A 21,953-nucleotide genomic window follows, 5' to 3' on the forward strand; every position below is an offset into this window, starting at 1 on the left:
GCGGGTCGGACAGCCTTTTCTCTCAGTAGCCCAAGGATAGCGTATGCGACGTGCCGCCCTGCTGGTCGCCGCCTGTCTCCTCCTCGCGGGTTGTAGTGGATTCGTTCCACCCGAAAACGGAACGGCAGGTACAGCCGAGACGAACGGGACGACAGACGCACCAGCGGAGATGCCGGAGACCAACGACACGACAGACGAGTCAGGAGATATCGCCCACACGGAGCGGGCCGACCCCGACAGTGACACGCTCGGCTGGGAAGACGGGTACTGGCACGACGACCCCATCGACGTGACCACCAGCGACGGCCTCAACGCCACCGAGCGCGACCGTGCCATCTCGCGGGCGATGGCCCGCGTCGAGGTGATTCGCGGCCTGGAGTTCGAGGAGTCAGTCGACGTCAGCGTCGTGAGCCGAGGTAACTACAGTTCCGGCGACAGCAGCAACGAAAGCGAGGCGTTCCGGCGATTCGACAACGCGAAGTTCGAAGCGCTGTATCTCATCGGCACCCAGAACGACTCGCTCGCCGAGCAAGAGGCGACCCGCGACCAGGCCGTCGCGGGCTTTTACAGCCCCGGACGTGGAGACATCGTCCTCATCTCCGAGTCGGACACGCCGCAGTTCGACGGCGAGCGAACCCTCGCACACGAACTCGTCCACGCCCTCCAGGACCAGCATTTCAACCTCTCGAACAGCGGCGTCGAGACGCGTGACGCCTACAACGGTCGGAACGGCCTCATCGAGGGCGACGCCCGAGCCGTCGAACAGGCGTATCTCGACCGCTGTGGCGAGGGGTGGTCCTGTCTCCCCGCCGAACAGACAGCCAGCGACGGGTCCACCGGCGAGTCGAGCGGTTCCGACATCCATCTCGGCGTCTACATTCTGGAGTATTTCCCGTACAGTGACGGCGTCGGCTTCGTTCGCTCGCTCCGGGCAGGCGGCGACTGGTCGGCCGTCAACGACGCGTTCGACGCGCCGCCATCGAGTGCCAGGGCCGTCATCTACCCGGCGGAGTACGGGCAGTTCCAGCCCCGAGCTATCGGGCTGACAGACCGGACGAGCGACGGCTGGGAGCGCGTTCGGCCGCCGACGCGGACCGACACCGCCACGCTGGGCCAGTCGGCGCTGACCGCGATGTTCGCGTACACGCTCTACGACGACTACAACCGCAGTTCGGTTGTCGGCCCGCGCACGTTCCTGAATCTCGACAGCACGGGCAGCGTCAACATGACCGACCCGTTCAACTACGACCTGCCGGCGACCCGCGGCTGGGCTGGCGACCGGCTGCACGTCTACCAGCGCGGCGACGAGTCGGGCTACGTCTGGCGGCTCGGCTGGGACTCCCCGACCGATGCACAGCGGTTTGCCGACAGCTACGAACGGCTCCTGACACACTGGGGCGGGAGTCAACAGCCCGCCGGTCACTGGGAGCTTGCCGCGGACAGTCCCTTCACCGACGCGGTGGACGTGACCGTCGACGGTGACACCGTGACTATCGTCAACGGACCGGATGCCGAGTCACTCGACGCAATTTACGGAGCCGACGGATGAAACGGACAGTCGTTGCTACCGTTCTCCTCACGGTACTGGTCGTCCTCGCGGGGTGTTCGGCGTTTGGCGGCCAGTCGCCGGCCGACGACCCCGGCCAGGACCAGCTCGGCTGGGAGGGTGGGTACTGGTACAACGACTCCATCGAGGTAGACGCCAGTGACGGCCTCAGCGAACCGGAACTGCGCATCGTGGTCAACCGGTCGATGGCACGCCTCGAACAGATTCGCGGACTGGAGTTCAAGCAGTCGGTGCCAGTCGAGATTATCAACCGGAGCGAGTACCGGCAAAACCAGCCCTTCGAGGCGAACGCCACCCACTCGAAGTGGAACAATCAGGTCTGGGAGGCGCTGTTGCTGGTCGGCGAGGACCGAAACATCAGCGCCGTATTCGAGCAGGCCTACGGGAGTTCGGTGCTGGGCTACTACTCGCCGAGCGAAGACCGCATCGTCATCGTGAGCAACAGCGACGAGCCGAAAATCAATCGCGGGACGCTGGTTCACGAACTCGTCCACGCCCTCCAGGACCAGCAGTTCGGCATCGGGGGAGCGCCAGATACACAGGATAGGCAACTGGCTCGCAACGGTGTCGTCGAGGGTGAGGCGACCGTGCTCGAACAACGGTACAACGAGCAGTGCAGGGAAAACTGGTCGTGTGTCGAATCGTTCCCGTCGGGGTCGGGCGGCGGAAGCGTCGACCCGGGTGTCATTACTGTCATCACCTACCCCTACGTCGTCGGCCCGTCGTTCGTCGAGGCAATCGAGCAACGCGGCGGCCGGGAGGCTGTCAACGACCTCTACGGCGAGTACCCACGGAGTACCGAACAGGTCTCGAACCCCTCGCTGTACCCCGACGAGGAACCCATCAACGTGACCGTACTGGACCGGTCGAACGGCGAGTGGACGCGGTTCAACCACGACCCCGTCGCCGATACCGCGGGTCAGGCGTCGATTCAGGTGATGTTTCAGATGAACGGCGACGCGAGCGGCGGGTACACCGGTCCCGTCAGTGACGGCTGGGGCGGTGACACTATCGTACCGTACCAGAACGGCGACCAGTACGGATACGTCTGGGAGCTGGCCTGGGACAGCCGCGAGGACGCCCGCGAGTTCCACACCGCGTACCGCGACGTACTCGCAGGCCACGACGCACGCGCCGAGGGCGACGGCGTCTACGTCGTCCCCGAGTCGAATACGTTCGGCGACGCCTTCCGCGTGACTCGGGACGGCACTCGCGTGCGCATCGTCAACGCACCGACCGTCGACGCGCTGGACGAGATTCACTCCCGATAAACGACCCGGGCCGCGCCCGGCAAACTGCAGACGATTCCTCTCCACGGCCACTCTCTGAAAACAAAATGTTTTCATCTCACGGCACAGACGGAGGGATATGCCGGAGTTTGACATCGTCCCACCGGAAGACATCGCGACGGGACGAGCGACGGACGCGTACTTCGACCGGACGATGGAGGCCCTGCAACACGCGGGCAAGAATCCGACGGTCGTCGCCGAGGTTACCCTGGACCAATTCCCGACCGGCGAGTGGAACGTCTTCGCGGGCATCGAAGACGCCGCCCAGTTGCTGGCCGGGTACGACATCGACGCCGACGCACTCAGGGAAGGACAGTTGTTCGACGGCGGCCCCGTGATGCGCATCGAGGGGCAGTATCAGGAATTTTGCCGACTGGAGACGGCACTGCTTGGCTTTCTCTCACATTCGACGGGCGTGGCGACACGCGCGCTGGAGGCCCGGCGGGCGGCCCCCGACTCGCTCGTGTTGAGTTTCGGGACCCGGCACGTCCACCCCTCGATTGGGGCGATGGTAGAGCGGTCGGCGCTGGTCGGCGGGCTCGATGGCATCTCGAACGTCGCCGCGGGCGAGGTCATCGGCCGCGAAGCCGGCGGGACGATGCCCCACGCGCTCGTCATCTGTTTCGGCCACGGAAACCAGGAACAGGCGTGGCAGGCCTTCGACAAGGCCGTCGCCGAGGACGTGCCACGCGTCGCACTCTGTGACACCTACGACGACGAAGTCGAGGAGACCCTGCGGGCTGTCGAGGCCGTCGACGACCTCGACAGTGTCCGTATCGACACGACCAGTTCTCGCCGGGGAGACTTCCGGCACATTCTCAGAGAGATTCGCTGGAAACTCGACGCGCGCGGTCACGAGGACGTCGGTATCTTCGCCAGCGGCGGCATCGGACCGGAGAGCATCCGTGAACTGCGGGACGTGGCCGCCGGCTTCGGCGTCGGCAGCTACGTCTCGAACGCCGACCCCGAAGATTTCGCGCTAGACATCGTCGAAGTCGAGGGCAAGCCGGCGGCAAAACGTGGCAAACTCGACGGCAGAAAGGAGGTCTATCGGACGCCGGACGGTGCCCACCACGTCGGTCTGGCCGACCGCGACGGCCCGGGAGACGGCGACGCCCTGCTCGAACCACTCGTCCGGGACGGCGAGATAGTGCGGGAGTTCGACATCGGCGCCGCCGCCGAGCGCGCGGCCGACGACGCCGAGACGGTCGGCTTCGGGCGATAAGGGCGATTCTAGACGGTCATCGACACCGAATCGGTCGCCAGGAACGCCGTCTCGTAGCCCTCGTGCCGGGCAATCTGAGGTGGTGCGACGACGGCGATGTCGAGCGTGTCACTGGACTGGACGCCGTCGACGACCGCGCCGTAGTGGTAGCCGATGTCCGGGTGGAGCGTGTCGGTGAGGTCGCCCTCGAACACCGGTTCGCCGTCACGAGAGATGGTCGCCGACAGCGACATGAAGGGCAGCGGATAGCGGTTGTAGGGCGTCCGCGCGGAGACAGCGAGATAGGTGCCGTCGCCGTCGACGCCCGCCGGGACCGAGTCGAGTGCCGTCGCGACGACGGTGGCGTCGCCGCTCGTGCCCTCGCCGAGGAGTTGGCCCGGGAGCGCGGACGGCTCGGGCACCTGGCCAGAGGGCCGCATCCCCATCTCCATCGGCTCGACGGCGTCGCGCTCGCCTTTCCGGTCGTCGAGAAGGTCGTAGGACACCTCGTCGAGTGTCGCCTGGTCGAAGGGCATCTCGATAGACGCCGACTGCCGGTCCGTCGAGAGGTCGGCAAGCGAGCCGGCGAGTCGGGTCCCGACGGGACCGAACTCGATGGACACGTCGTACGTTCCCGCCCCGTCGAGTTCGACGTTGTCGCCAAAGTGCACGCCCATGTTCTGCGAGAGCATCGACCAGAGTTGCTTGTCGGAGACGACAGACGACCCGTCTTTCGTGGCCGACACCACCGCCGACGACGTCGGGATGACCGCCTCCGTCTGGCTGTCCCAGGCGGTCAGCATCAGGTGGACGCTGTCGCCGTCGCCGATGTCGACGTTCGAAGTTCGGTCGCCCGTGGTCCGCCAGAACCGGTGGGGGAAACTGTACGACAGCGAAAAGCTGTACCGCCCGCTCTCGGCCACGTCGACCATCTCCATGCCCTCGATGTGACTGGGGACGTAAACTGCGTCCGGCCGGTTCTCGACGAGCGGCGGTGTCCGCCCCGTCGACTGCGTCGTCGTCTCGAGAATGCCCGCACAGCCGGCCGTCGTAAGCGCCGCGCCCGCGCCGGCGGCCGTGAGAAATCGGCGTCGTCTCATCGCGAACGACTAGGCGGTCGACGGCCAAGCGTATTCTGGTACGAGTCTCGAAACTGGCTGTGCGACCGAGGAGCCACAATCGCTCACGCCGGTCGGGGCGTCGGAAGCGCGCGATGCTCGCGTGGCGGGACGAGGTAGTTCCCGCGACGTTCGACGGTCATGTACTGCAGGATGCCGTTGTTCGAGCGCTGGCGGACCGCGCCCTCCTCGGCGAGGTCGGTGCCGTTCATCAGCGACCGGGTGGCGACGAAATCGGAGAGGCGCTCCTGGAGGGAGACGAAGTGGACCGTCGCCCGGTCGTCGTCCGTCGAGTCGAAGTCCCGCCGGAGGATGATCGGTCCGTCCTCGTCGCGGGCGCGAGCGGCTTTCTGTGCGTGCCCGACGACGCCCTCCTCTGCGTCCTCGCTGGCGTGAGCGGGACAGCCGTGGGCCTCCATCTGGTTGCTGTTCCCCAGGTTCTCGCCGGTGTCCTCGATAAGTCCCTCTTCAGCGTGGAACGGACAGAACATCTCGGCCTCGCGGCTGTACTGGTCGTTTTGCTCGTACCACTGGGTCAAATCCAGTCGGATGACCGACGCCTGCTGGGTCGTTCCACCCGAAAATGGCCCCTCAGAGATGGTGACGCGGTCCTCGCTGGCCTGGCTCTTCTCGAAGCCCGACTCGAAGCCCATGTACATCGGCGCGTCTTCCGAGACCGGTTCGGAGTCGGGAATCCCGTCGACGTCCTGGTGGTCTGCGGGCAGTCCATCGCCGATGAATCCCGTCCGGCGTTCGACCCGGGAGAACGTGTCGGGCAGGCCGGTGACCGAAACGTCGTTGAGTGTGTCGGTTTCCCCGCGCAGGGCCTCCTCGGCACCGAGGACGACAGCCCCGTAGTTGCTGGCGAGATGGACCGCCATCGCGGCGGAGTCTGTCTCGGGGTCCTCGAAGGGTGCGAGCGCCCGCGGTTCGGGCAGGTCGACACTGTCGGGCAGTGACTCCTCGAACTGCTCGAAGTAGGCAGGCGAGTAGCCGACGGTAAAGAGCAGCCCCTCAGGTTGCCAGGCGTAGGCCCGTTCGAGCGAACGCAAGGCGGCACGGACCTGCTCGCGGTCGCTGTCGGGCTCGCCGTCGTAGTCGAACAGCGCGAAGGCGTGGTGGCGCGGCGGGACATGGTTGCCGTGGTCGTCGGTCGCCAGCGCGCCGTTCCAGGCGTGTTGGCGGGCCGGGACTGACTCGGGGTTTCCCGTCGGGAGCGCGAGCGTGTCGCCGTCGCTCTCGCGCTGGAGACACGCAGAGAGGGCCGCAGACCCACCGATAGCGACGGCGGCTTTGACGAACGCCCGCCGGGAAATCCCACTGTCCGGGCTCGGTTTCATCGGCCATCTCTAGGGGGTTCTCGCGTTAGGATGTTGCGGTACGACCGTCGAAAACGACGAGTGGTGTCCCGCTCGACCGAAAGGTAACGATTATAGGTCACGCCCCAGGAATTCAAATTATGCAACGTCGAGCCGCAGCGGTCTATTTAGTCATCTTCGTCGCGCTGGCTGGGGGCGCGTTCGCCTTCATCGAAGTCGGTGCGAGCGAACCCGACGTCAGCCTTGACGGGCCGACGTACTCGGAAGGAGATACGTTCTCAGTCGGCGACCGAGAGTACACAGTCTCCGGAATATCGGCTGAATCCGGTGCAGACGGCGTCACCCGCTCCGGAGAACTGAGCTGGTACAACGAATCGGCAATCGCAACCGAGGAATTAGAGAACGGCTCTAGCGTCGCCTACGATGGCGACGAGTACACCGTCGCCGTCGAAAACGGAAGTAACGTTACCTCGTTCGACCTCGTCAAGTCGCGAAACGTCTCGGCGATTCTCGCCGAGGACCCCGACGTCGAGGGGACGGCGACTACCGACGACGGTGAAGAACTCGTCCGCTTTACCGACGGGACCACCCAGCCACTCAGTGAGTATCTCGACCCGGTCGAGACCGAGAGCTTCTCCACCGGCGATACGTTCCCCTACCAGCAGGAAAACGAGACCATCGACACGACGATCGCGTCGGTCAGCACCTCGGCAGTCACCCTGCAGTGGGACAACCCACAGGACGAGACCATCGACCTCGAAGAGGGTGCGAACGTGACGCTCAACGGTGAGCAACACTTCACGCACTTCCCGGACAACAGCACCGTGAAGGTGCTCCCGAGCGACCAGTACTACAGTTCCTACCAGAGCGAACTCGCTGACATCGACGCGTTCAGCGACCGCCTCAACGGCCTCTGGGGAATCGTCCTCCTCGGGCTGCTGGCGACGATTATCCTCGTCGCGCTGGCGTACCTCCCCAACAAGGGCTAATCGCGACCCACATTTTTCGCAGTTTCACTCCACCAGCGGCGCTGCTGTTCTGACAACGGAACCCGAACGCCGCAAAAATAGTCTGAAACGTCCCTATTCGTCGACGTAGCTCAGCCAGGCGAGTCCGACGCCGATGGCGATTGTCACGACGACACCGACGAGTTGCAACAGGAGCGCAATCGTGCTGTTTGCCGTCGCCCAGGGCTGGCCCACCAGCGTCCCGAGTCCGATGAGCACGAGCGCGACCCCGGTCAGAATGCCGAGCGGCTCGAGTGTGTCCGCGAACTGAATCGTTTGCATATCTGCACTGTGGGTCGCTCCCCGTTGTAAATTGCGTGGTTTGACCGTTCGAGACGCTGGGCAGTGCTGGGACTGGGAACAGGAAAACGGGCCGGGAGGGAGTTGAACCCCCGACCATCTGGTCTCTTCCGCACCATCGCGTCGATGATTGCGTTAAAAGCCAGACGCTCTGCCTAACTGAGCTACCGGCCCTCGTATGAGGGAGGGGATTGCGGCGGCTAAGTAGTTACGATTCGTCGAACTGCGCCAACAGCGCATCGGCGATAAGCTCACCCGGCGGTGCGTCGTCCAGCGACGCCCGTCGGCGGAGTTCACAGTACACGTCGGCCGGGAGTTGAACGACCAACTCGCCGAGGGGAATACCCTCCTGGGTGAGCGCACGCTCGATGTCGGTCCCGTCGTTGACGGCGCTGGCGACCGACCGGACCTGTCGGACGGTCAGGTCGTGGTCGAGGACCGCCCACGCGAGGTGCAGTCGGGCCTCACCGGAGACGCGCGCGATGTGTTTGGCGGCGGTCGGCGCGATGTCACCCCGGGCGACGTGGCGGCGAATCGACTGTGGCAGGTCGTGTACGCGCGACCATTTCCGGATAAAGGACACCGTCACGTCGCCGCCCGCGCGCTCGGCGGCGGCCTTGTACGAGCCCTCGCCCCGAACCAGGGCGGCACACGCCGCCGCGCCGCGCAACATGATGACGTTGTCGTCGGCGCCGGCGGTGTTCTGTGCGAACGCAGCCACCGTCTCAGCGGCGAGCGCGAGGCTCTCGGCGTCCTCGGGGTCGAAGGCTACGGCCTGTTGTGCGTGTTCGCCGGTGAGCGTCGGGTCGCCGCGAATAACGGGTGCGCCGACCGGTGACTCACGGTCTGTGGGCGGAGATTGGTCCGGCCCGTCCTCACTCATCGGTCTGGTGTATGGGCGGCACGAACAAAACCCTAATCGTCGGCGTCGCGCTGCTCGGAGAGGTGCTCCCAGACCTCTGCACAGCCACACCCGTCATCAACGTCGTCGAGATGGTCTGTCGTCGCCTCTTCGTCCTGCTTTGGGTCTGGTGTCGTCGTCATATGTTGTGCTCCTCGATGGTGCCACGCCCGCCGTCGCCGACTGGCGCGGACCTGTTTGCCATCACGCCTCCATTATACACCGGTTTACTTAACAGCGAGTCCACCTGTAAACACTACCCTGACTCCCGTTTACCGGCAACTGGTTCTGCTATCTCTGACGAGCGTCGGCCACGGACGAACGCGTCTCGGCGAGGCGCGCGAGCGCTCGCGCGCTGTCCTGTATCCCAAACCGCAGGACAGGACGTGTCCGGCAGCCGTCAGTGGCGGGCGTTCACACACGCCACCCAGTCACCTCACTGGACCGACCCGCGGCGTCAACAAACACCAGAAACGCCCGGAAAGTGTCCTGAACTGCCGCTACTGGCTGTCGAGACAGACCACGAAGTACACGAACGGCCCAGGAAAGTAAGCAATATCGTCCGGTTTTTGTGGCACCGAGAGCGCGAGTAGCGGCCGGACAGCGGGATTGTCGCCGAGAAGTGAGAGCCAGTCGCTGTCGGAACAGAAGAAACGTCGAGGAAACAGCCAGACTGCATCGGACGGACCGGCAGCGTCCCGGCGAACGGCGGGACCCGAACGACGCCCGTTATTTCATCTCGTCGAGCTGGTCCAGGAGTTCGTCCTGGGACGCATCGGACTCGAACGAGATGTCGCCATCGTGTGTGTTCTCGTGGACGGTTACGGCATCGTTGTCGTCCACGTCGCTTGCGTCCTGGTCTTTCTGTTCGGATTCATCGTAGCTCCCAAAACCCATATGTGAACAGAGGAGGCCCAGGGTTGAAAACGGCATGGTTTGCTGGCAGCGTGCGAGTTGGTTTCAGGCAGCGAGCGATACGTCGAGGTAGAGCATGACCACGATACCCAGCATGAGCCCCAGCGTCGCGACGCGCTCGTGGCCGTGTCTGTGGGTCTCGGGGATGATTTCGTCGCCGATGACAAACAGCATCGCGCCAGCCGCAAACCCCATCGCGTAGGGCAGGATGCCGGCAGCAAGTGTCACTGCAACGGCTCCGAAGACGGCGAGTGGTATCTCGACGACGCCTGCGCGGATGCCGGCGAAGGCGGCGTAGGCCCGGCGGTCCAGGCCGGCGTTGACGGCGGCGACGGAGACGGCCAGCCCTTCGGGGATGTTCTGAATCCCGATGGCGAGCATCAACGCGAGTGCGTTTTCAACGTTTCCGGACCCGAAGCCGACGCCGACAGAGAGGCCCTCCGGCATGTTGTGGAGGGTAATCGCGAGGACGAACAGAACGAGCGACGCGAGTCGCTCCTCGGAAATCGGCAGGGTGTCCGGCGGGTCGGCGGCGTCGGACCGACGCTTGCCGGTCAACAGGTAGTGGGCGTGGGGGACGAGCACGTCCGCGCGGTCGAGAAACGCCGCCCCGAGGAGGACACCGGCGAGGACCGGGACCGGACTGCCACCGGGCGTCGCCTCGATGCCGGGGAGGATGAGGCTCGTGAAACTGGCCGCGAGCATCACGCCAGCCGCGAACCCGAGGGCGGCATCGAGTGCGCGTTCGCTGGGATTGCGCCAGACGAGCACCAGCGACGCTCCAAAGAGGTTCATCGCCGCGATGACGATACCTCCGACAAGCCCCTGGACCACCGGGTCCGTCCCGACGAGTTCGACGAAGGTATCCGCGACCATACCTCGTCTGAGAGAGGCGGCGGTGAAAACGCTACCGGGGGACGCGTTTTTGCCATCGCGCCCCGAACGGGCGGTATGGCCCGGGAGACACTGCAGGTCGAGCAAGCGTACGACTCGGCCAGGGGACGAGCGGTCGCCCACCTCGACAGCGCGGCGATGGACAGTCTCGGCGTCGAGCGCGGCGACGCGATCACGCTCGAAGGCGACGACCAGACTGTCGTGACCGTCGAGCGACAACGAGCAGACGACAAAGCAGTCGAGGCAGTCCGCATCGGCGGGTTCACGCGACAGAACGCCGGCGTGGAGCCGGAGGAATCCGTCGACATCGAACCTGTCGCGACCGCCGAGGCCGACACCGTGACGGTCCGGCCGGCCACACCACAGTGTTGTCCGATAGACACCAGCCACGCCGCGCAAGTGACCAACAAGCTATTCGACACGCCGATGCTCACCGGCGAGCGGCGCTGGGTGATGGTCGGCCCACAGGAGCCCTTCGGCGTCGTGGTCGGCAGCTGGCGACCGCTCGAAGTGGTCGAAACGGACCCGGAGAGAGCGGTCGTCATCACTCACTCGACGGACCTCACCATCGAGTCGGCAATCGACGACGTCGACGAGGGTGGGACGGCCAGCGACGTGGAGACGTGGGAAAGACTCCGTGAGACGGTGTTCGAGCGTGACGGGCGGACCTGTCGGAACTGCGGTATCGACCTCGACGTCGGCAGCGTGACACTCGAAGCGCACTTCGTCGTCACGCCACAGCACGGCGGCGTCGTTGCACCCGACAACGTGGTGACGCTCTGTCGGGAGTGTCACTCCGCCGCCCACCAGCACGTCACCACGCCGCTGGTCTGAACTGACAGACTGGGCTGTGGTCACCAGGCGTCTTCTAGCACACCCTCGATGTCACTCTCGGTGGCGTCCAGCCCGGCCGGGGCGTTGGCCATGAAACTATCCGCGAGGACAGCCTTTGCGACCGACGGAAATTCGTCGGGGCCGGGGCCGTCAACGTCGCGGAGTCGGGCCGGCAGGCCGAGCGCGTCCCGGACGTCCGAGACGGCGTCGACGATTGCCCCGGCCGTCTCGTCGGCGTCGGCAACGTCGAACGCGTCGGCGAGCAAGTCCCGGCGGCCGTCGACCTGCTCGAAGAGATAGGCGAGCGCGTGCGGGGCGACGACGGCGTGGGCCGCGCCCTGCTGGACGGGGTAGGTCCGGGTCAGGCCGTGACCGAGCGCGTGAATAAGCGAAAGTGTTCCCACACCCGGCCGGGAGATGCCATACTGGACGAGGAGACACCCGCGGACGAGCGCGTCGTACACCCACTCCTCGCGAGAGTCGTCCCCGAACGCGAGTAGTCCGTCCTGAAACAGCGAGAGTCCGCGGACCGCGGTGGCGTCGGTGACCGGCGTCGCAGTGCTGGCATAGAGCGTCTCGATACCTTTGTCGAAACCGTTCATCGCCGACGCCGCAAGCACGTCGTCGGGTGTCGTCGCGACGAGCGCGGGGTCGGCGACGACGGCCGCCGGCATCAGTCCGGCAACGGAGATACCACCGCTTACCGGCGCCGAGACGAGTCCGCCCGCTGGCGTCGCGGTCAGCCCCGCAACCTGGGAGACGTCGGCGCCGGCCAGCGTCGTCGGGACGGCAACGATGGGGACCAGCCCCTCGTCGGGCACGGAGAGTGTGCCAGTCTCTGCGAACTCCGTCCCCGCGGCGGCGTAGGTGTCGGCCGGCGTCTCACCGTCGGCTGTCACGCGCGCGGCGAGCACGCTTGCCTGTTTTGCCACGTCGAGACTGCTCCCACCACCGAGTGCGACGATGCAGTCGGCGTCCACGTCGCGCAGTCGGTCGACAGCGTCGGCGGCAGTCGCCAGCCGTTTTTCGGGCGTCGTCTCGGCGAAGACGCCTGCGAGTCGGTCGCCCAGCCCCTCGCGAACGGGGTCGATGACCGCGGGCGTGGCGCCGACAGTCTGCCCGCACACGACGAGCGCGCGCTCGAACCCGTTTGCGGCGAGTTCGTCGCCGAGTTGGCGGGCGCTATCGCGACCACAGCGGAGCGTGGGCGCGTCGTACTCGAACCGGAACGGGTCGGACACGCGGGACAGCACGGCGATGTCGGTGTGGTTCCCGGTCATCAGTCAGTCACCGCCGACCGGTGGGCCGTCGAACTGGGCGTTTGCGTCGTCGCTGACGACTGCGGTCACATCCTGGATGCCTGGCGTCGCTGGTGACATACGGCGGTGTACGGGACGGTGACGGGTGATTGTTTGCCAACGGTCCCGCCACCGGGTGACACCGGTGATACTCCACCGAATAGTTAACTCAGGACACGTCCAATCGAGTGCATGACCTGCCCGCACCTGACCTATCGCGCCGAAAGTGACGACCATCGGTTCGACACCGAGCGGGCCTTTTGCACCGTCGTCGGGGAGTTCGTCCAGCCGATGCGCGCTGACATCTGTAACGACCGCTACGACCTAGAACACACGACAGATTGTGAGATATACCGCGAGCACGCAGGCGACGGCAGGACGGACGCCCAGGCGGGAGGAGACCCATGAGCTACGACCAGTATCTCACCGGGCGGCCCGTCGTCGTCACGGCCGCACTGACTGGTGGCATCCAAGGAAAAGAGGCCAACCCGGCGATTCCGGAAACGCCCGAGGAGATTGGACAGGCCGCGGCCGAAGTCGAAGAGGCAGGGGCGGCCGTCGTCCACCTCCACGCGCGCCGGCCCAACGGCGAGCGAGCGTTCGCGACCGAGCGGTTCCAAGAAATCGACGATGCCGTCCGTCAGTCCACGGACGATATCGTCATCCAGCACTCGACGGGCGGCACCGGCGCGCCCGACGAGTTGCGCCACGCGCCGCTGCGGACCGACCCACCACCGGAGATGGCCTCGCTCGACATGGGCCCGCTGAACCGCTACGACCACCTCACCAGCGAGAACACGCGCGGGCTCGTCGACTCGCTGCACGCCGAGATGGTCGACCGGGGTATCAAACCCGAACTGGAGGTGTTCAACGACGGCCACATCAACGAGGTACACGGGCTGCTGGACCGCCGGGACCTGGCCGACCCCCTCTATGCGACGCTCATCTTCGGTCCGGGTGGGCTGACACGCCCCCGTCCGCAGAACTTCCTGAACGCCATCGACAATCTACCGGAGGGCACGCAGTTCAACACGCTCGGGTTCGGTCGCCACCAGTTGCCCTTCGCCGCGCTGGGGCTGCTCTTTGGCGGGAACGTCCGCGTCGGGCTGGAGGACAACGTCTACGTCCGGCGCGGGGAACTCGCAACGAGCAACGCCCAACTCGTCGAGCGAGTCGTAGACCTCGCGAATCTGCTCGGGCGGCCGGTCGCAACGCCCACGCAGGCGCGCGAACAGCTCTCGCTGTGACCGTGACACATATCAGTTCTCACCACGACACTCCGTTCGAATGGGAATTGACCCGCGCGGGCGGTTCCGTCGGACGGTCAGGCAGGCCACGCAACTGCTGCGACACGCCTTCGCCGAGCGACACAGCACCGAACGCGTCGCGCGGACCTTCAGCCTCGGCCTCTTTGTCGCGATGCTCCCGACGGTCGGCGTGGGACCGACGCTTTTGCTCGCGGTGTCGGGAGTCGTCGAGCGCATCAATCGGCTGGCCGTCGTCGCGGCCGTCCTCGTCTGTAACCCGCTCGTGAAGCCAGCGGTGTACGTCGCCGGGCTGGCGCTTGGCTTCGTGTTGCTCGGGCCGGTCGAGGGTGTCGCGCTTACGGACGCCTCGCTGACGGCCGCGCCTGACGTGTTCGTCCGACTGCTCGTCGGGAATCTCGTCCTCGCGGTTCTCGTCGCTATCCCGGGCTACCTCGTTGCGTTCCGGGCACTCGACCACTACCGGCGGCGAAAATCAGCTGTCGGGTCGGTGACGGAGTAGTCAGTCCTCGCGGGTCCCGACGTCGACCCACTCGTCGGCCCACGATTCGATGGCGTCGAAGACGGGACAGAGAGAGCGTCCCTTCTGCGTCAGCGAGTAGTAGGTGGCGACGGGCGCGTCGGCCTCCATCCGGCGGTCGACGAAATCCAGTTCCTGGAGGTCGTCGAGGACACGCGAGAGCGTGCGCGAACTCGCGTCAGTCGACTCTTTGAGTTCGTTGAACCGCTGTTCGCCCGACTGGAGTTCGTGCAGGACGATGAGTCGCCACTGCGAGCCAATCTGCTCCATCGAATCGACGACCGCACACGGCCCGTCGTCCTCGAACACGTCGCGTTCTTGCTGCGTACTTTCTGCTGCCATTGGACAGTATTCACCGTCGACACCCATTAAGATTCGTATTCGAACCAGGTAACACGTCGTAACCAGGTAGCAGAATGCCACGATAACATCGGTGTCACCCGCAGGCATCCCGGCCACCCGGTTACATTGGTATCAGATTAAGTATATTTGTGTCGGAGTCAAAGGAGGTACTGTAATGACTCACACCACGATACAGCTACAGACGGTATCGAGCGCGAGCGATTCGACAGGGACGGAGGGGCGGGACTGATGGCACTCGACGCGGGACTGGCCGGCATCGTCCTACTGGTCGGTCGCATCCTCTTTGGCGGTATCCTGGCGTTTCAGGGACTGAATCACTTCCAGAACGTCGATTCGATGAGCGGCTACGCGGCGGCCAAGGGGTTGCCAGCGCCCAGATTCGGCGTCGTCGCATCCGGCGTGTTGCTCGTCGCTGGCGGGCTCGCTATCGTGCTGGGCGTGTTCCCCACCCTCGCGGCAGGTGCAGTCGCCGTCTTCCTGCTTGCCTCCGCAGTCGTCTTCCACGACTTCTGGGCCGTCCCGGAAGAGCAGGCACAGGACGAGATGACACACTTCATGAAAAACGTCGAACTGGCCGGTGGGGCACTGTTCGTCCTCGCAATCAGTGGAGAGGCGTGGGCCTACACCGTCGCCATCGGACTGTGACCCCCCACACACTCATTGGAATGGCTCCCCTCGCCTTCACCATATCATGACCGGACCCCACCAGGACCAGCCGCTCGTGACTGGCGGCACGGACCTCGACGACGCCGAGGCGGCGCTGGTCGCCGTCCACGGCCGCGGCGCGACGGCACAGAGCATCGTCAACACGGTCGGCCGACTCCACCAGGACGGCCTCGCAATCCTGGCACCGCAGGCCGCCAACAACACCTGGTACCCCCACTCGTTTCTCGAACCCGTCGAGAAGAACGAACCCGGCCGCACCTCCGGACTGGCCGCCGTCGAGAACGCGGTCCAGACGGCCGCGGACGCCGGTATTCCCCCAGAGCGGGTCCTCGTCCTCGGCTTCTCGCAGGGCGGCTGTCTCGCCAGCGAGTTCGTCGCGCGCAACCCGCGACAGTACGGCGGTGCCGTCGCCTTCTCCGGCGGCCTCATCGGCCAGACTGTCGACCCAGACGACTACGAGGGCGACCTCGAAGAGACCCCGTACTTCGTCGGGTGTAGCGACGTCGACCCCCACATCCCCGTCGAGCGCGTCCACATCACGACCGAGACCTTCGAGCGACTGAACGCCGACGTCGAAGAGCGTATCTACGAGGGGATGGGCCACGGCATCAACGAAGACGAGATGCAGTACGTCGACGGCATGGTCGACGCTCTCTTCTAGCGGTTCTCTGCCTCTCGCTGGGCGAACCCGACCGCCGTCATCAACGAGAGAAAGAGCAACATCGGAACGTGCGCGAGAAAGACCAGAAAGTACAGCACGTTCAACTCGATGCGGCCAAACCACTCCAAGATTATCTCCGGGACGGCCCACCAGGACGCGCCCGCGAGAATGAACGCCAGCCCGATGAGTATCGAGAGCCAGTCGGTCGGGGCGAGGAGAAACTGCGCGTACCGGTCGACGCCCTCCGAGGCACGGACGAGCGCTGCGAGGATGATGACCGCCGCCACCGCGACGGCGCCCACCGCGAACGGACTCGGCGGGAACGACTGGTCGAGCACTCTGAGGACAACGTCCCAGTTGAGCGCCAGATACGGCGGGACCGAAAGCATGAGGTAGGCACTGACAAACACCACGATGCGCCCTCCCCGTCCCTTCGGAAACATAGCTTCGTACCAGAACTGTATCGGGCAGCCACATATGTACTGCGCCCAGTCCCACCCCGCGAGAGTGGTCTGTCGGACTACCGAGGCGACGAGAGACGGACCGCGATGCCGTCGCTATCTTCGACAGCGATGCTGTCGCCACCCTCGACAGCGATGCCGTCGTCAGTCTCGGCGACGTCGACACCGGCGGACGGCGCCTCATCTCGGAAACGACCGCCCGTCCCGACACCGACGTCGTGCTCTGTGAGAGTCCCCCTTCGAACGTGACCCACGAGGAACGCGCGACCGTCGAACAGCGGTTCGTCCAGAGCGTCGAGACGACCCTCTGGGCGGGTGGTACCGTCGTCGTCCCCGCCTTTGCCATCGGGCGCACCCAGGAGATGCTGCTCATCTGCGAGGAGTACGACATCCCCTGTTACGTCGACGGGATGGGCGTCGAGGTGACGGAGATGCTCCGCCGCCACCCGGCGTTCGTCCGCGATGGGGACGCTCAAGCGTGCCGCGGGACACGCTCGCGTCGTCGACGGCCGCGACGGCCAGCGCAAACGAATCACCGAACAGAAGGCCGCCATCGTTACCACCAGCGGGATGCTCGGTGGTGAAGATATACTAGTACTCTAATTCCCAAAATCGAAAGACGGCGTGGTGATGGATACTCGCCGACAATATCACTTATAAGGGATATTGAGGGAGTTTATAAGTCAGAAATAAATCGGCGAACGGGAGGATTCTCGACGTTTTCGAACCGCGTTCCCAATGCCACATAAGCCGACACAGCCGCCTGGAACAGATCGTGTATAGTCTCTTCCCGGGTTTTGTGAAAGAATTATCGAGTAGCTGACATAGATGAGGGCTAGCATGCAAGATAGAGGGTGAGTTCACGTTCAAGACATTCTGTGATTGGATCCGTAACGAGCTGGAAGAAGGGTTACGACCCGGTAGAAGATCAAAGCGAACGGGGTTGGTGTGCCAGCGTCACAGGCAGCGGCCGCGGGCTGACCGGAGTCAGCCCACGGACTGTCCGTTGGGCGGTGAGCAACACCTGTCGGCAAATCCCGTCGAGATGCGGCCTACCTTGTCTGTTCGGAGCAATGAATTGGATCTGCCTTGATCTACTCCGCAGTAGCAGCAGAGACTGACCGTCAAATCATACAGAAAGTGGTTATTTTATCGAGTTTAGGCAGCACTTTCTTGACCCGTTCGGGAAGTAACGAACATTCGTTTGTAGACGCTCTACATCACGAAAACGTGTTGTGAGCTTATCGGTGCGTGCTCGCAGCGGGGAAAGAAGTGGTGCCCGTCAGACGGGCGAGAGAACGTTGAGTCCGGGGAAGAGGAAAAAGAGTAGCCAGACTCCGATCAACAGCAGGAGATACGGGACAGCAGCGACCGCGACGCGCATGTACTCCTGGTCAGTCAGTTCGCTGATGACGAAGAGGTTCAATCCGTATGGCGGGGTGATGAACCCGATAGCGTCGCTCATCATGAACACGACGCCCCATGTAATAGGATGCAACCCGAGCGTTCCGGTGGCGATGGGGGCCAACAGCGGGGCGGTGATAATCATGTTCGGAAGCGACGCGAGCACCGATCCGGTGAACAGCATCAGTGCCACCATCGCCGAGATGATGAGCCACTCCGTGGGGAGGCCGGCGATGAGGCCGGCAACGACCTCTTGGACGCCCTCATAGGAGAGGTTCTGCTGGACCATCACCGACATAACGTACAGCGGGACAGTGATACCAGTCAGTGTGACACCTTGCTGGAGTGCGCTGACGACCTGACTGCGGTCCCCGAGTCGGCCGGTAAGGGTACCAGTCACGAGGATGTACGCGAAGGCGATGCCAGCCGACTCCGAAGGGGTGAACAGACCGGCGAGGACGCCACCAACGAGCAGTGCGACAGTGACGAAGGCGTGTTTGGCCCGCCACGCTGCTCGCACGACGCGGGTCGCCTCAAAGTCGAAGTCCTTGACGCCGTAGCCGTTCTTGTGGGCCGTGTAACTACAATACGCCGAGAGGACGAGCAACATTCCGATACCGGGGACGATGCCCGCCATGAACAGGTCCGTCACCGGCACGTCGAAGGTGACGCCGTAGATTATAAAGAGGACGCTCGGCGGAATGATGATACCGACCGTGCCGCCGGAAGCGACCGTCGCCGCGGCGAATGTGTCGGAGTATCCCTCTTCCCGTAGTTCGTCGTACAGTGCCTCGCCGACGGAAGCGGTCGTCGCCTCGTTCGAGCCGGTGATCGCCGAGAACACGCCGGCCGTGTAGATAGCGGTGTTGCCGATAGTGCCTGGCAGCCAACCGGCGACGGCGTTGGTGAACTCAACGATGTCTTCAGAGATGCCGAACTCGTTGATAAGCGAGCCGACGATGACGAAAAGCGGGATGGCGACCCACGGGAAAGAGTTCAGTGACTCGTAGGCCACGATGGGCATGTTGATCGGTGGGAACAGCGTATGCGTGATTGCATAGCCCAAAGCCCACACGCCAAACACGAGCAGGATGCGCACGCCGAGGAGGAACAGGGCCACGGCGATAATCGTCAGGACGATGAGGATGTTCCCCTCGAGGAAACCCAACATCGTCACTCACTCCCGAGATCACTGCCGGTCAGCAACTCCTCACCGGCGCGGTACTTGCGGGTCACGATAACGAACTGCTGGAAGGTCCGGACAAATACGAGCGCGAACCCCACGGTGACGGAGAGATAGAGAAGATACTCCGGAATCGGGGTTCCGGTAATCGTGGTGCCCGACCGGACGGACTGCCCGATGTAGCGCAGCGAGTACTGGACGATGACGCCCGAGAGCGTCAACCAGAGCAGCCACTCGATACAGTAGACGCCGTAGACGCCCCAGCGAGGGAGCCGTTTGATGACAGCCGAAAACCGGATGTGGTCGTCGGAGCGAACGAGACTCGCCGTTGACAGCCACGCCGCCCAGACGAACAGCCCGATAATGACCTCCTGAAGCCAGACGAATGAGTAGGCGTCGAACAGGAGGCGGCTGAGAATCTTGTAGACGACGAGCACGGCATAGAGGAGAATAAACCCCATAGCGAGATACGATTCGAGATTCTTCTCCAAGTCGCGGAGCCGCGACAGGTGTCGCTGGGGAAGCGGTGCTGACTCTGAATCGAGAAGCGGGGACATACTTAGATTTCGTCGAGGTGGTCGTCCCACCAGGACGTGAGGGTGAAGTCCGCAGTCGATTCGGGAGCCGACGAACTCCGAGTCAGTTCGTAGATACTGTCCACGAAGTCCCGCGCCGCGTCGGGACCTCCCAGCAGGGTGCCGGCCTGCTCGAAAGTCTTGCTGTAGAGGTCGGAGTTTCGCTTGTAGGCGGTGGCGTCTTTCCACTGCTCGAGTTCGCTTTCGGACGGAACGTTGACCTTGATATTGCTTTTTCCGTAGTCCGTTCCCTCGGGCGGTTCTTGGACGGCACCGGCGCGGTCGGCGATGACCTCCTCGGTGTTGTGGACGAGTTCTTCTGTGACCCGTTCACTCTCCTGAGCGACGAGCGACCGGTGCTCGTCGGAGAGGCTCTTGAGCCAGTCGACGTTGGCCCAGCTCATCTCGATGCCGAGCGACCAGTTATTCAGCACGGTTTGGTCGAGCGAGGGAAGCATTCCGTAAGCAGCGACGTTCGTCAGCCACGTCTCCATACCGCCGATGAGGCCCGATTTGAGCCCCTGAATGGCATCACCCCAGCTGACCTTGACGGGGGTGCCACCCCACTCGGTGATTGCCTTCGCGGGAATTCGAGAGACAGTCCGGCGAATATCCATTCCCTCTATCTGGTCGGGCGTGGTGACGCGCTCCCCGTCGACCTGTTTCGCACCGGACTGGCCGATGTGGATGACCCGATGCTGGGCCGGATAGCCGATGAACGGAACGTAGTTGTACTGCTTGGCGAAGGGGACCCAGAACCGCTTCCACGCCGTCTCGCTGAAGATGCCATACGAGAGTGCGGCGCGGTTGTCCGGCGGGAACAGGTACGGCAGCGCCCAGATGTTGTTCTCCGGCGAGAACTTCGTCGTGTTCCCGACCGAGGTCGTGCCCGCCTGGACGATGTCGTTGCGGATCTTCCCGATGCAGTCCGACTCGCCACAGACTTGCGAGTCACCGATGATGTCCATTTTCACGTCGCCATCGGACTTCTCCGCCAGTCGGTCGGCAAGCGTCCAGGCACCGTACGGGTCAACGTTGCCCATGCCGTTGGCGCTCTCGGAGCCGACAGTCCCGTACTTGAACGTGCTCGAGGACTCCCCACCTCCGTTTCTGATGCCACTGAGACACCCGGCGAGACCGACAGTACCTGCGACACCGATACCACTGAGATACCTCCGTCGGGAGATACCCGGCGCTGTTGTGTCAGACACGGTCGGTTTCCATCGACTGAGCCTCAAGAAAGCCGTGGTTTCTCGTGATATCGGTCCCCGTGAACGAGTCACGCGAACCGCAAAACGGCCCGGCGGCTCAGAGACGGATGCCGCCGTCGACGACGAGCGTCTGGCCGGTCATCGCAGACGTCGTGGCGAAGGTCCGGACGGCCTCAGCTACCTCGTCGGGTTCGACCAGACGGTCCAGCGGTGAGATGTCCCGCACGTCGGGGCGTCGCTCTTCCGCGAACATCTCCGTCTTGACCGGCCCCGGTGCGACGGCGTTCGTGCGGATACCGTCCTCGGTGTACTGTTTCGCCAGTGACTTTGTGAGACCGAGAAGCCCGCTCTTCGACGCGCCGTAGGCCACGTCGGTCGGACTCCCGTCCGTCCCGGCGGTCGAGGAGATGTTGACAATCCGTCCCTCGCCCTGTTTGCGCATGGCAGGCAGCACGGCACGGGTACAGTAGACTGCTCCTTCGAGGTTGACACGGAGGGTCTGTTGAATCGTCTCGTCGTCGGCCTCTTCAAGCGGTGCCTCGTGCAACACGGCGGCGTTGTTGACGAGGGCGTCGATAGCGCCGAGTTGCTCGCGTACGTCCTCGACCATCGCCGTGACCGCTTCGGGGTCGCTGACGTCACACTGAGCGACGAGAGCGTCCTGCCCTTGGTCTCGGACGTCGGCCGCGACAGCCTCGGCGCTCTCCTGGTCGCTGTTGTAGTGGACGACCACGTCGTGGTCAGCCCCGAGGTTCCGTGCCGTCGCCCTTCCGATGCCGCCGCTGGCGCCAGTGACGAGTGCAGTACGCGTCATCGTCGGTCGTTCGGGTCGAAGACAGAAAACAGTCCACGGACCGAGCGCGTCGAAACAGGAGTCGGCGGCTTCCTCTTTTTCCTCTTCGCTCCCGCCGGCCGGACCGCCGCTGCCGGTCGGACCGACCGAGAAATCGAACTTGTGTTCGGCTTCATACGGATTGCTGTAAGCCTGTACCGGATCG

24 protein-coding genes, 1 tRNA gene and 2 pseudogenes are annotated in these 21,953 nt (G+C 64.3%); 12 read left to right on the plus strand and 15 right to left on the minus strand.

Translation table 11 applies throughout. The annotated features are described in order from the left end of the window. Positions 1-43 precede the first annotated feature (43 nt). From QYL91_RS03090 to QYL91_RS03100, 3 genes are all read left to right on the plus strand, one after another. Positions 44-1,549: an Hvo_1808 family surface protein gene (locus QYL91_RS03090; protein ID WP_302081921.1), complete on the plus strand. Its 1,506-nt coding sequence runs from the start codon at positions 44-46 to the stop codon at positions 1,547-1,549. Continuing rightward, positions 1,546-2,838, plus strand: coding sequence for an Hvo_1808 family surface protein (locus QYL91_RS03095; protein WP_302081922.1), 1,293 nt, complete (start codon positions 1,546-1,548; stop codon positions 2,836-2,838). The genes QYL91_RS03090 and QYL91_RS03095 overlap by 4 nt, the downstream gene beginning before the upstream one ends. A 97-nt stretch (positions 2,839-2,935) precedes the next feature. Beyond that, on the plus strand, positions 2,936-4,081 hold the full coding sequence (locus QYL91_RS03100) for a nicotinate phosphoribosyltransferase (RefSeq protein ID WP_302081923.1): 1,146 nt from the start codon (positions 2,936-2,938) through the stop codon (positions 4,079-4,081). Positions 4,082-4,089: 8 nt separating this feature from the next. Here the strand turns inward: QYL91_RS03100 and QYL91_RS03105 are convergent, their stop codons facing one another. Together QYL91_RS03105 and QYL91_RS03110 are read right to left on the minus strand one after the other, a co-directional pair. Continuing rightward, positions 4,090-5,160, minus strand: a complete 1,071-nt coding sequence (locus QYL91_RS03105) for a DUF7350 domain-containing protein (protein ID WP_302081924.1) — start codon at positions 5,158-5,160, stop codon at positions 4,090-4,092. 83 nt (positions 5,161-5,243) lie between these two features. Beyond that, positions 5,244-6,518 (minus strand): DUF7405 family protein, encoded by a 1,275-nt coding sequence (locus tag QYL91_RS03110; protein ID WP_302081925.1) that lies wholly within the window; start codon positions 6,516-6,518, stop codon positions 5,244-5,246. 119 nt (positions 6,519-6,637) lie between these two features. Between QYL91_RS03110 and QYL91_RS03115 the strand changes: the two genes are divergently transcribed. After that, positions 6,638-7,486, plus strand: a complete 849-nt coding sequence (locus QYL91_RS03115) for a hypothetical protein (protein WP_302081926.1) — start codon at positions 6,638-6,640, stop codon at positions 7,484-7,486. A 93-nt stretch (positions 7,487-7,579) separates the two neighbouring features. On the opposite strand, the gene QYL91_RS03120 is transcribed toward QYL91_RS03115, so the two are convergent. The 6 genes from QYL91_RS03120 to QYL91_RS03145 form a co-directional block, all read right to left on the minus strand. Next, complete coding sequence (locus QYL91_RS03120; protein ID WP_302081927.1) at positions 7,580-7,786, minus strand: DUF8123 family protein; 207 nt, start codon at positions 7,784-7,786, stop codon at positions 7,580-7,582. A gap of 87 nt (positions 7,787-7,873) precedes the next feature. Then, a tRNA-Lys gene (locus QYL91_RS03125) sits at positions 7,874-7,978 on the minus strand. A gap of 34 nt (positions 7,979-8,012) precedes the next feature. Further along, entirely contained in the window at positions 8,013-8,687 is a 675-nt protein-coding gene (locus QYL91_RS03130) for a DUF7119 family protein (protein WP_302081928.1), read from the minus strand. A 32-nt stretch (positions 8,688-8,719) separates the two neighbouring features. Next, a complete protein-coding gene (locus QYL91_RS03135; RefSeq protein ID WP_302081929.1) occupies positions 8,720-8,848 on the minus strand; it encodes a hypothetical protein in 129 nt (42 codons plus the stop codon). Between the two features lie 586 nt (positions 8,849-9,434). Further along, on the minus strand, positions 9,435-9,602 hold the full coding sequence (locus QYL91_RS03140) for a DUF5786 family protein (RefSeq protein WP_302081930.1): 168 nt from the start codon (positions 9,600-9,602) through the stop codon (positions 9,435-9,437). Positions 9,603-9,665: 63 nt separating this feature from the next. Beyond that, complete coding sequence (locus tag QYL91_RS03145; RefSeq protein ID WP_302081931.1) at positions 9,666-10,496, minus strand: ZIP family metal transporter; 831 nt, start codon at positions 10,494-10,496, stop codon at positions 9,666-9,668. A 75-nt stretch (positions 10,497-10,571) separates the two neighbouring features. On the opposite strand from QYL91_RS03145, the gene QYL91_RS03150 reads away from it, so the two are divergent. Continuing rightward, a complete protein-coding gene (locus QYL91_RS03150) occupies positions 10,572-11,348 on the plus strand; it encodes an HNH endonuclease (RefSeq protein ID WP_302081932.1) in 777 nt (258 codons plus the stop codon). 20 nt (positions 11,349-11,368) lie between these two features. On the opposite strand, the gene QYL91_RS03155 is transcribed toward QYL91_RS03150, so the two are convergent. Next, positions 11,369-12,628: an iron-containing alcohol dehydrogenase family protein gene (locus QYL91_RS03155; RefSeq protein ID WP_302081933.1), complete on the minus strand. Its 1,260-nt coding sequence runs from the start codon at positions 12,626-12,628 to the stop codon at positions 11,369-11,371. Between the two features lie 210 nt (positions 12,629-12,838). Between QYL91_RS03155 and QYL91_RS03160 the strand changes: the two genes are divergently transcribed. The 3 genes from QYL91_RS03160 to QYL91_RS03170 are packed head-to-tail and all read left to right on the plus strand — an operon-like array spanning position 12,839 to position 14,413. Then, positions 12,839-13,054: a hypothetical protein gene (locus QYL91_RS03160; protein ID WP_302081934.1), complete on the plus strand. Its 216-nt coding sequence runs from the start codon at positions 12,839-12,841 to the stop codon at positions 13,052-13,054. Beyond that, on the plus strand, positions 13,051-13,893 hold the full coding sequence (locus tag QYL91_RS03165; protein ID WP_302081935.1) for a beta-keto acid cleavage family enzyme: 843 nt from the start codon (positions 13,051-13,053) through the stop codon (positions 13,891-13,893). The genes QYL91_RS03160 and QYL91_RS03165 overlap by 4 nt, the downstream gene beginning before the upstream one ends. Before the next feature lie 40 nt (positions 13,894-13,933). Then, positions 13,934-14,413 carry a DUF2062 domain-containing protein gene (locus tag QYL91_RS03170; RefSeq protein WP_302081936.1) on the plus strand — a complete coding sequence of 160 codons (480 nt, stop codon included), beginning with the start codon at positions 13,934-13,936 and terminating at the stop codon, positions 14,411-14,413. Here QYL91_RS03170 and QYL91_RS03175 read toward each other — a convergent pair whose 3' ends face one another. After that, positions 14,414-14,773 (minus strand): winged helix-turn-helix transcriptional regulator, encoded by a 360-nt coding sequence (locus QYL91_RS03175; RefSeq protein ID WP_302081937.1) that lies wholly within the window; start codon positions 14,771-14,773, stop codon positions 14,414-14,416. Between the two features lie 249 nt (positions 14,774-15,022). Here QYL91_RS03175 and QYL91_RS03180 point away from each other — a divergent pair, with 249 nt between their 5' ends. Both QYL91_RS03180 and QYL91_RS03185 read left to right on the plus strand, forming a co-directional pair. Continuing rightward, positions 15,023-15,439 carry a DoxX family protein gene (locus QYL91_RS03180; protein ID WP_302081938.1) on the plus strand — a complete coding sequence of 139 codons (417 nt, stop codon included), beginning with the start codon at positions 15,023-15,025 and terminating at the stop codon, positions 15,437-15,439. Positions 15,440-15,485: 46 nt separating this feature from the next. Further along, positions 15,486-16,121 (plus strand): alpha/beta hydrolase, encoded by a 636-nt coding sequence (locus QYL91_RS03185; RefSeq protein ID WP_302081939.1) that lies wholly within the window; start codon positions 15,486-15,488, stop codon positions 16,119-16,121. Here QYL91_RS03185 and QYL91_RS03190 read toward each other — a convergent pair. Next, entirely contained in the window at positions 16,118-16,534 is a 417-nt protein-coding gene (locus tag QYL91_RS03190) for a hypothetical protein (protein ID WP_302081940.1), read from the minus strand. The two genes, QYL91_RS03185 and QYL91_RS03190, sit on opposite strands and share 4 nt — an antisense overlap. A 200-nt stretch (positions 16,535-16,734) precedes the next feature. On the opposite strand from QYL91_RS03190, the pseudogene QYL91_RS03200 reads away from it, so the two are divergent. Both QYL91_RS03200 and QYL91_RS18250 read left to right on the plus strand, forming a co-directional pair. Next, a pseudogene (locus QYL91_RS03200) lies at positions 16,735-17,164 on the plus strand (MBL fold metallo-hydrolase); the annotation flags it as partial. A 274-nt stretch (positions 17,165-17,438) separates the two neighbouring features. Continuing rightward, positions 17,439-17,563: pseudogene (locus QYL91_RS18250) on the plus strand (ISH3 family transposase); the annotation flags it as partial. A 301-nt stretch (positions 17,564-17,864) separates the two neighbouring features. Here the strand turns inward: QYL91_RS18250 and QYL91_RS03205 are convergent. From QYL91_RS03205 to QYL91_RS03220, 4 genes are all read right to left on the minus strand, one after another. Next, positions 17,865-19,157: a TRAP transporter large permease gene (locus tag QYL91_RS03205; protein ID WP_302081942.1), complete on the minus strand. Its 1,293-nt coding sequence runs from the start codon at positions 19,155-19,157 to the stop codon at positions 17,865-17,867. 2 nt (positions 19,158-19,159) lie between these two features. Further along, a complete protein-coding gene (locus tag QYL91_RS03210) occupies positions 19,160-19,726 on the minus strand; it encodes a TRAP transporter small permease (RefSeq protein WP_302081943.1) in 567 nt (188 codons plus the stop codon). 2 nt (positions 19,727-19,728) lie between these two features. Next, entirely contained in the window at positions 19,729-20,955 is a 1,227-nt protein-coding gene (locus QYL91_RS03215; protein WP_302081944.1) for a TRAP transporter substrate-binding protein, read from the minus strand. 97 nt (positions 20,956-21,052) lie between these two features. Further along, a complete protein-coding gene (locus tag QYL91_RS03220; RefSeq protein ID WP_302081945.1) occupies positions 21,053-21,769 on the minus strand; it encodes an SDR family NAD(P)-dependent oxidoreductase in 717 nt (238 codons plus the stop codon). Positions 21,770-21,953 lie beyond the last annotated feature (184 nt).

The sequence above is a fragment of the Salinibaculum rarum genome (genome assembly GCF_030505615.1).
GTDB lineage: Archaea > Halobacteriota > Halobacteria > Halobacteriales > Haloarculaceae > Salinibaculum > Salinibaculum rarum.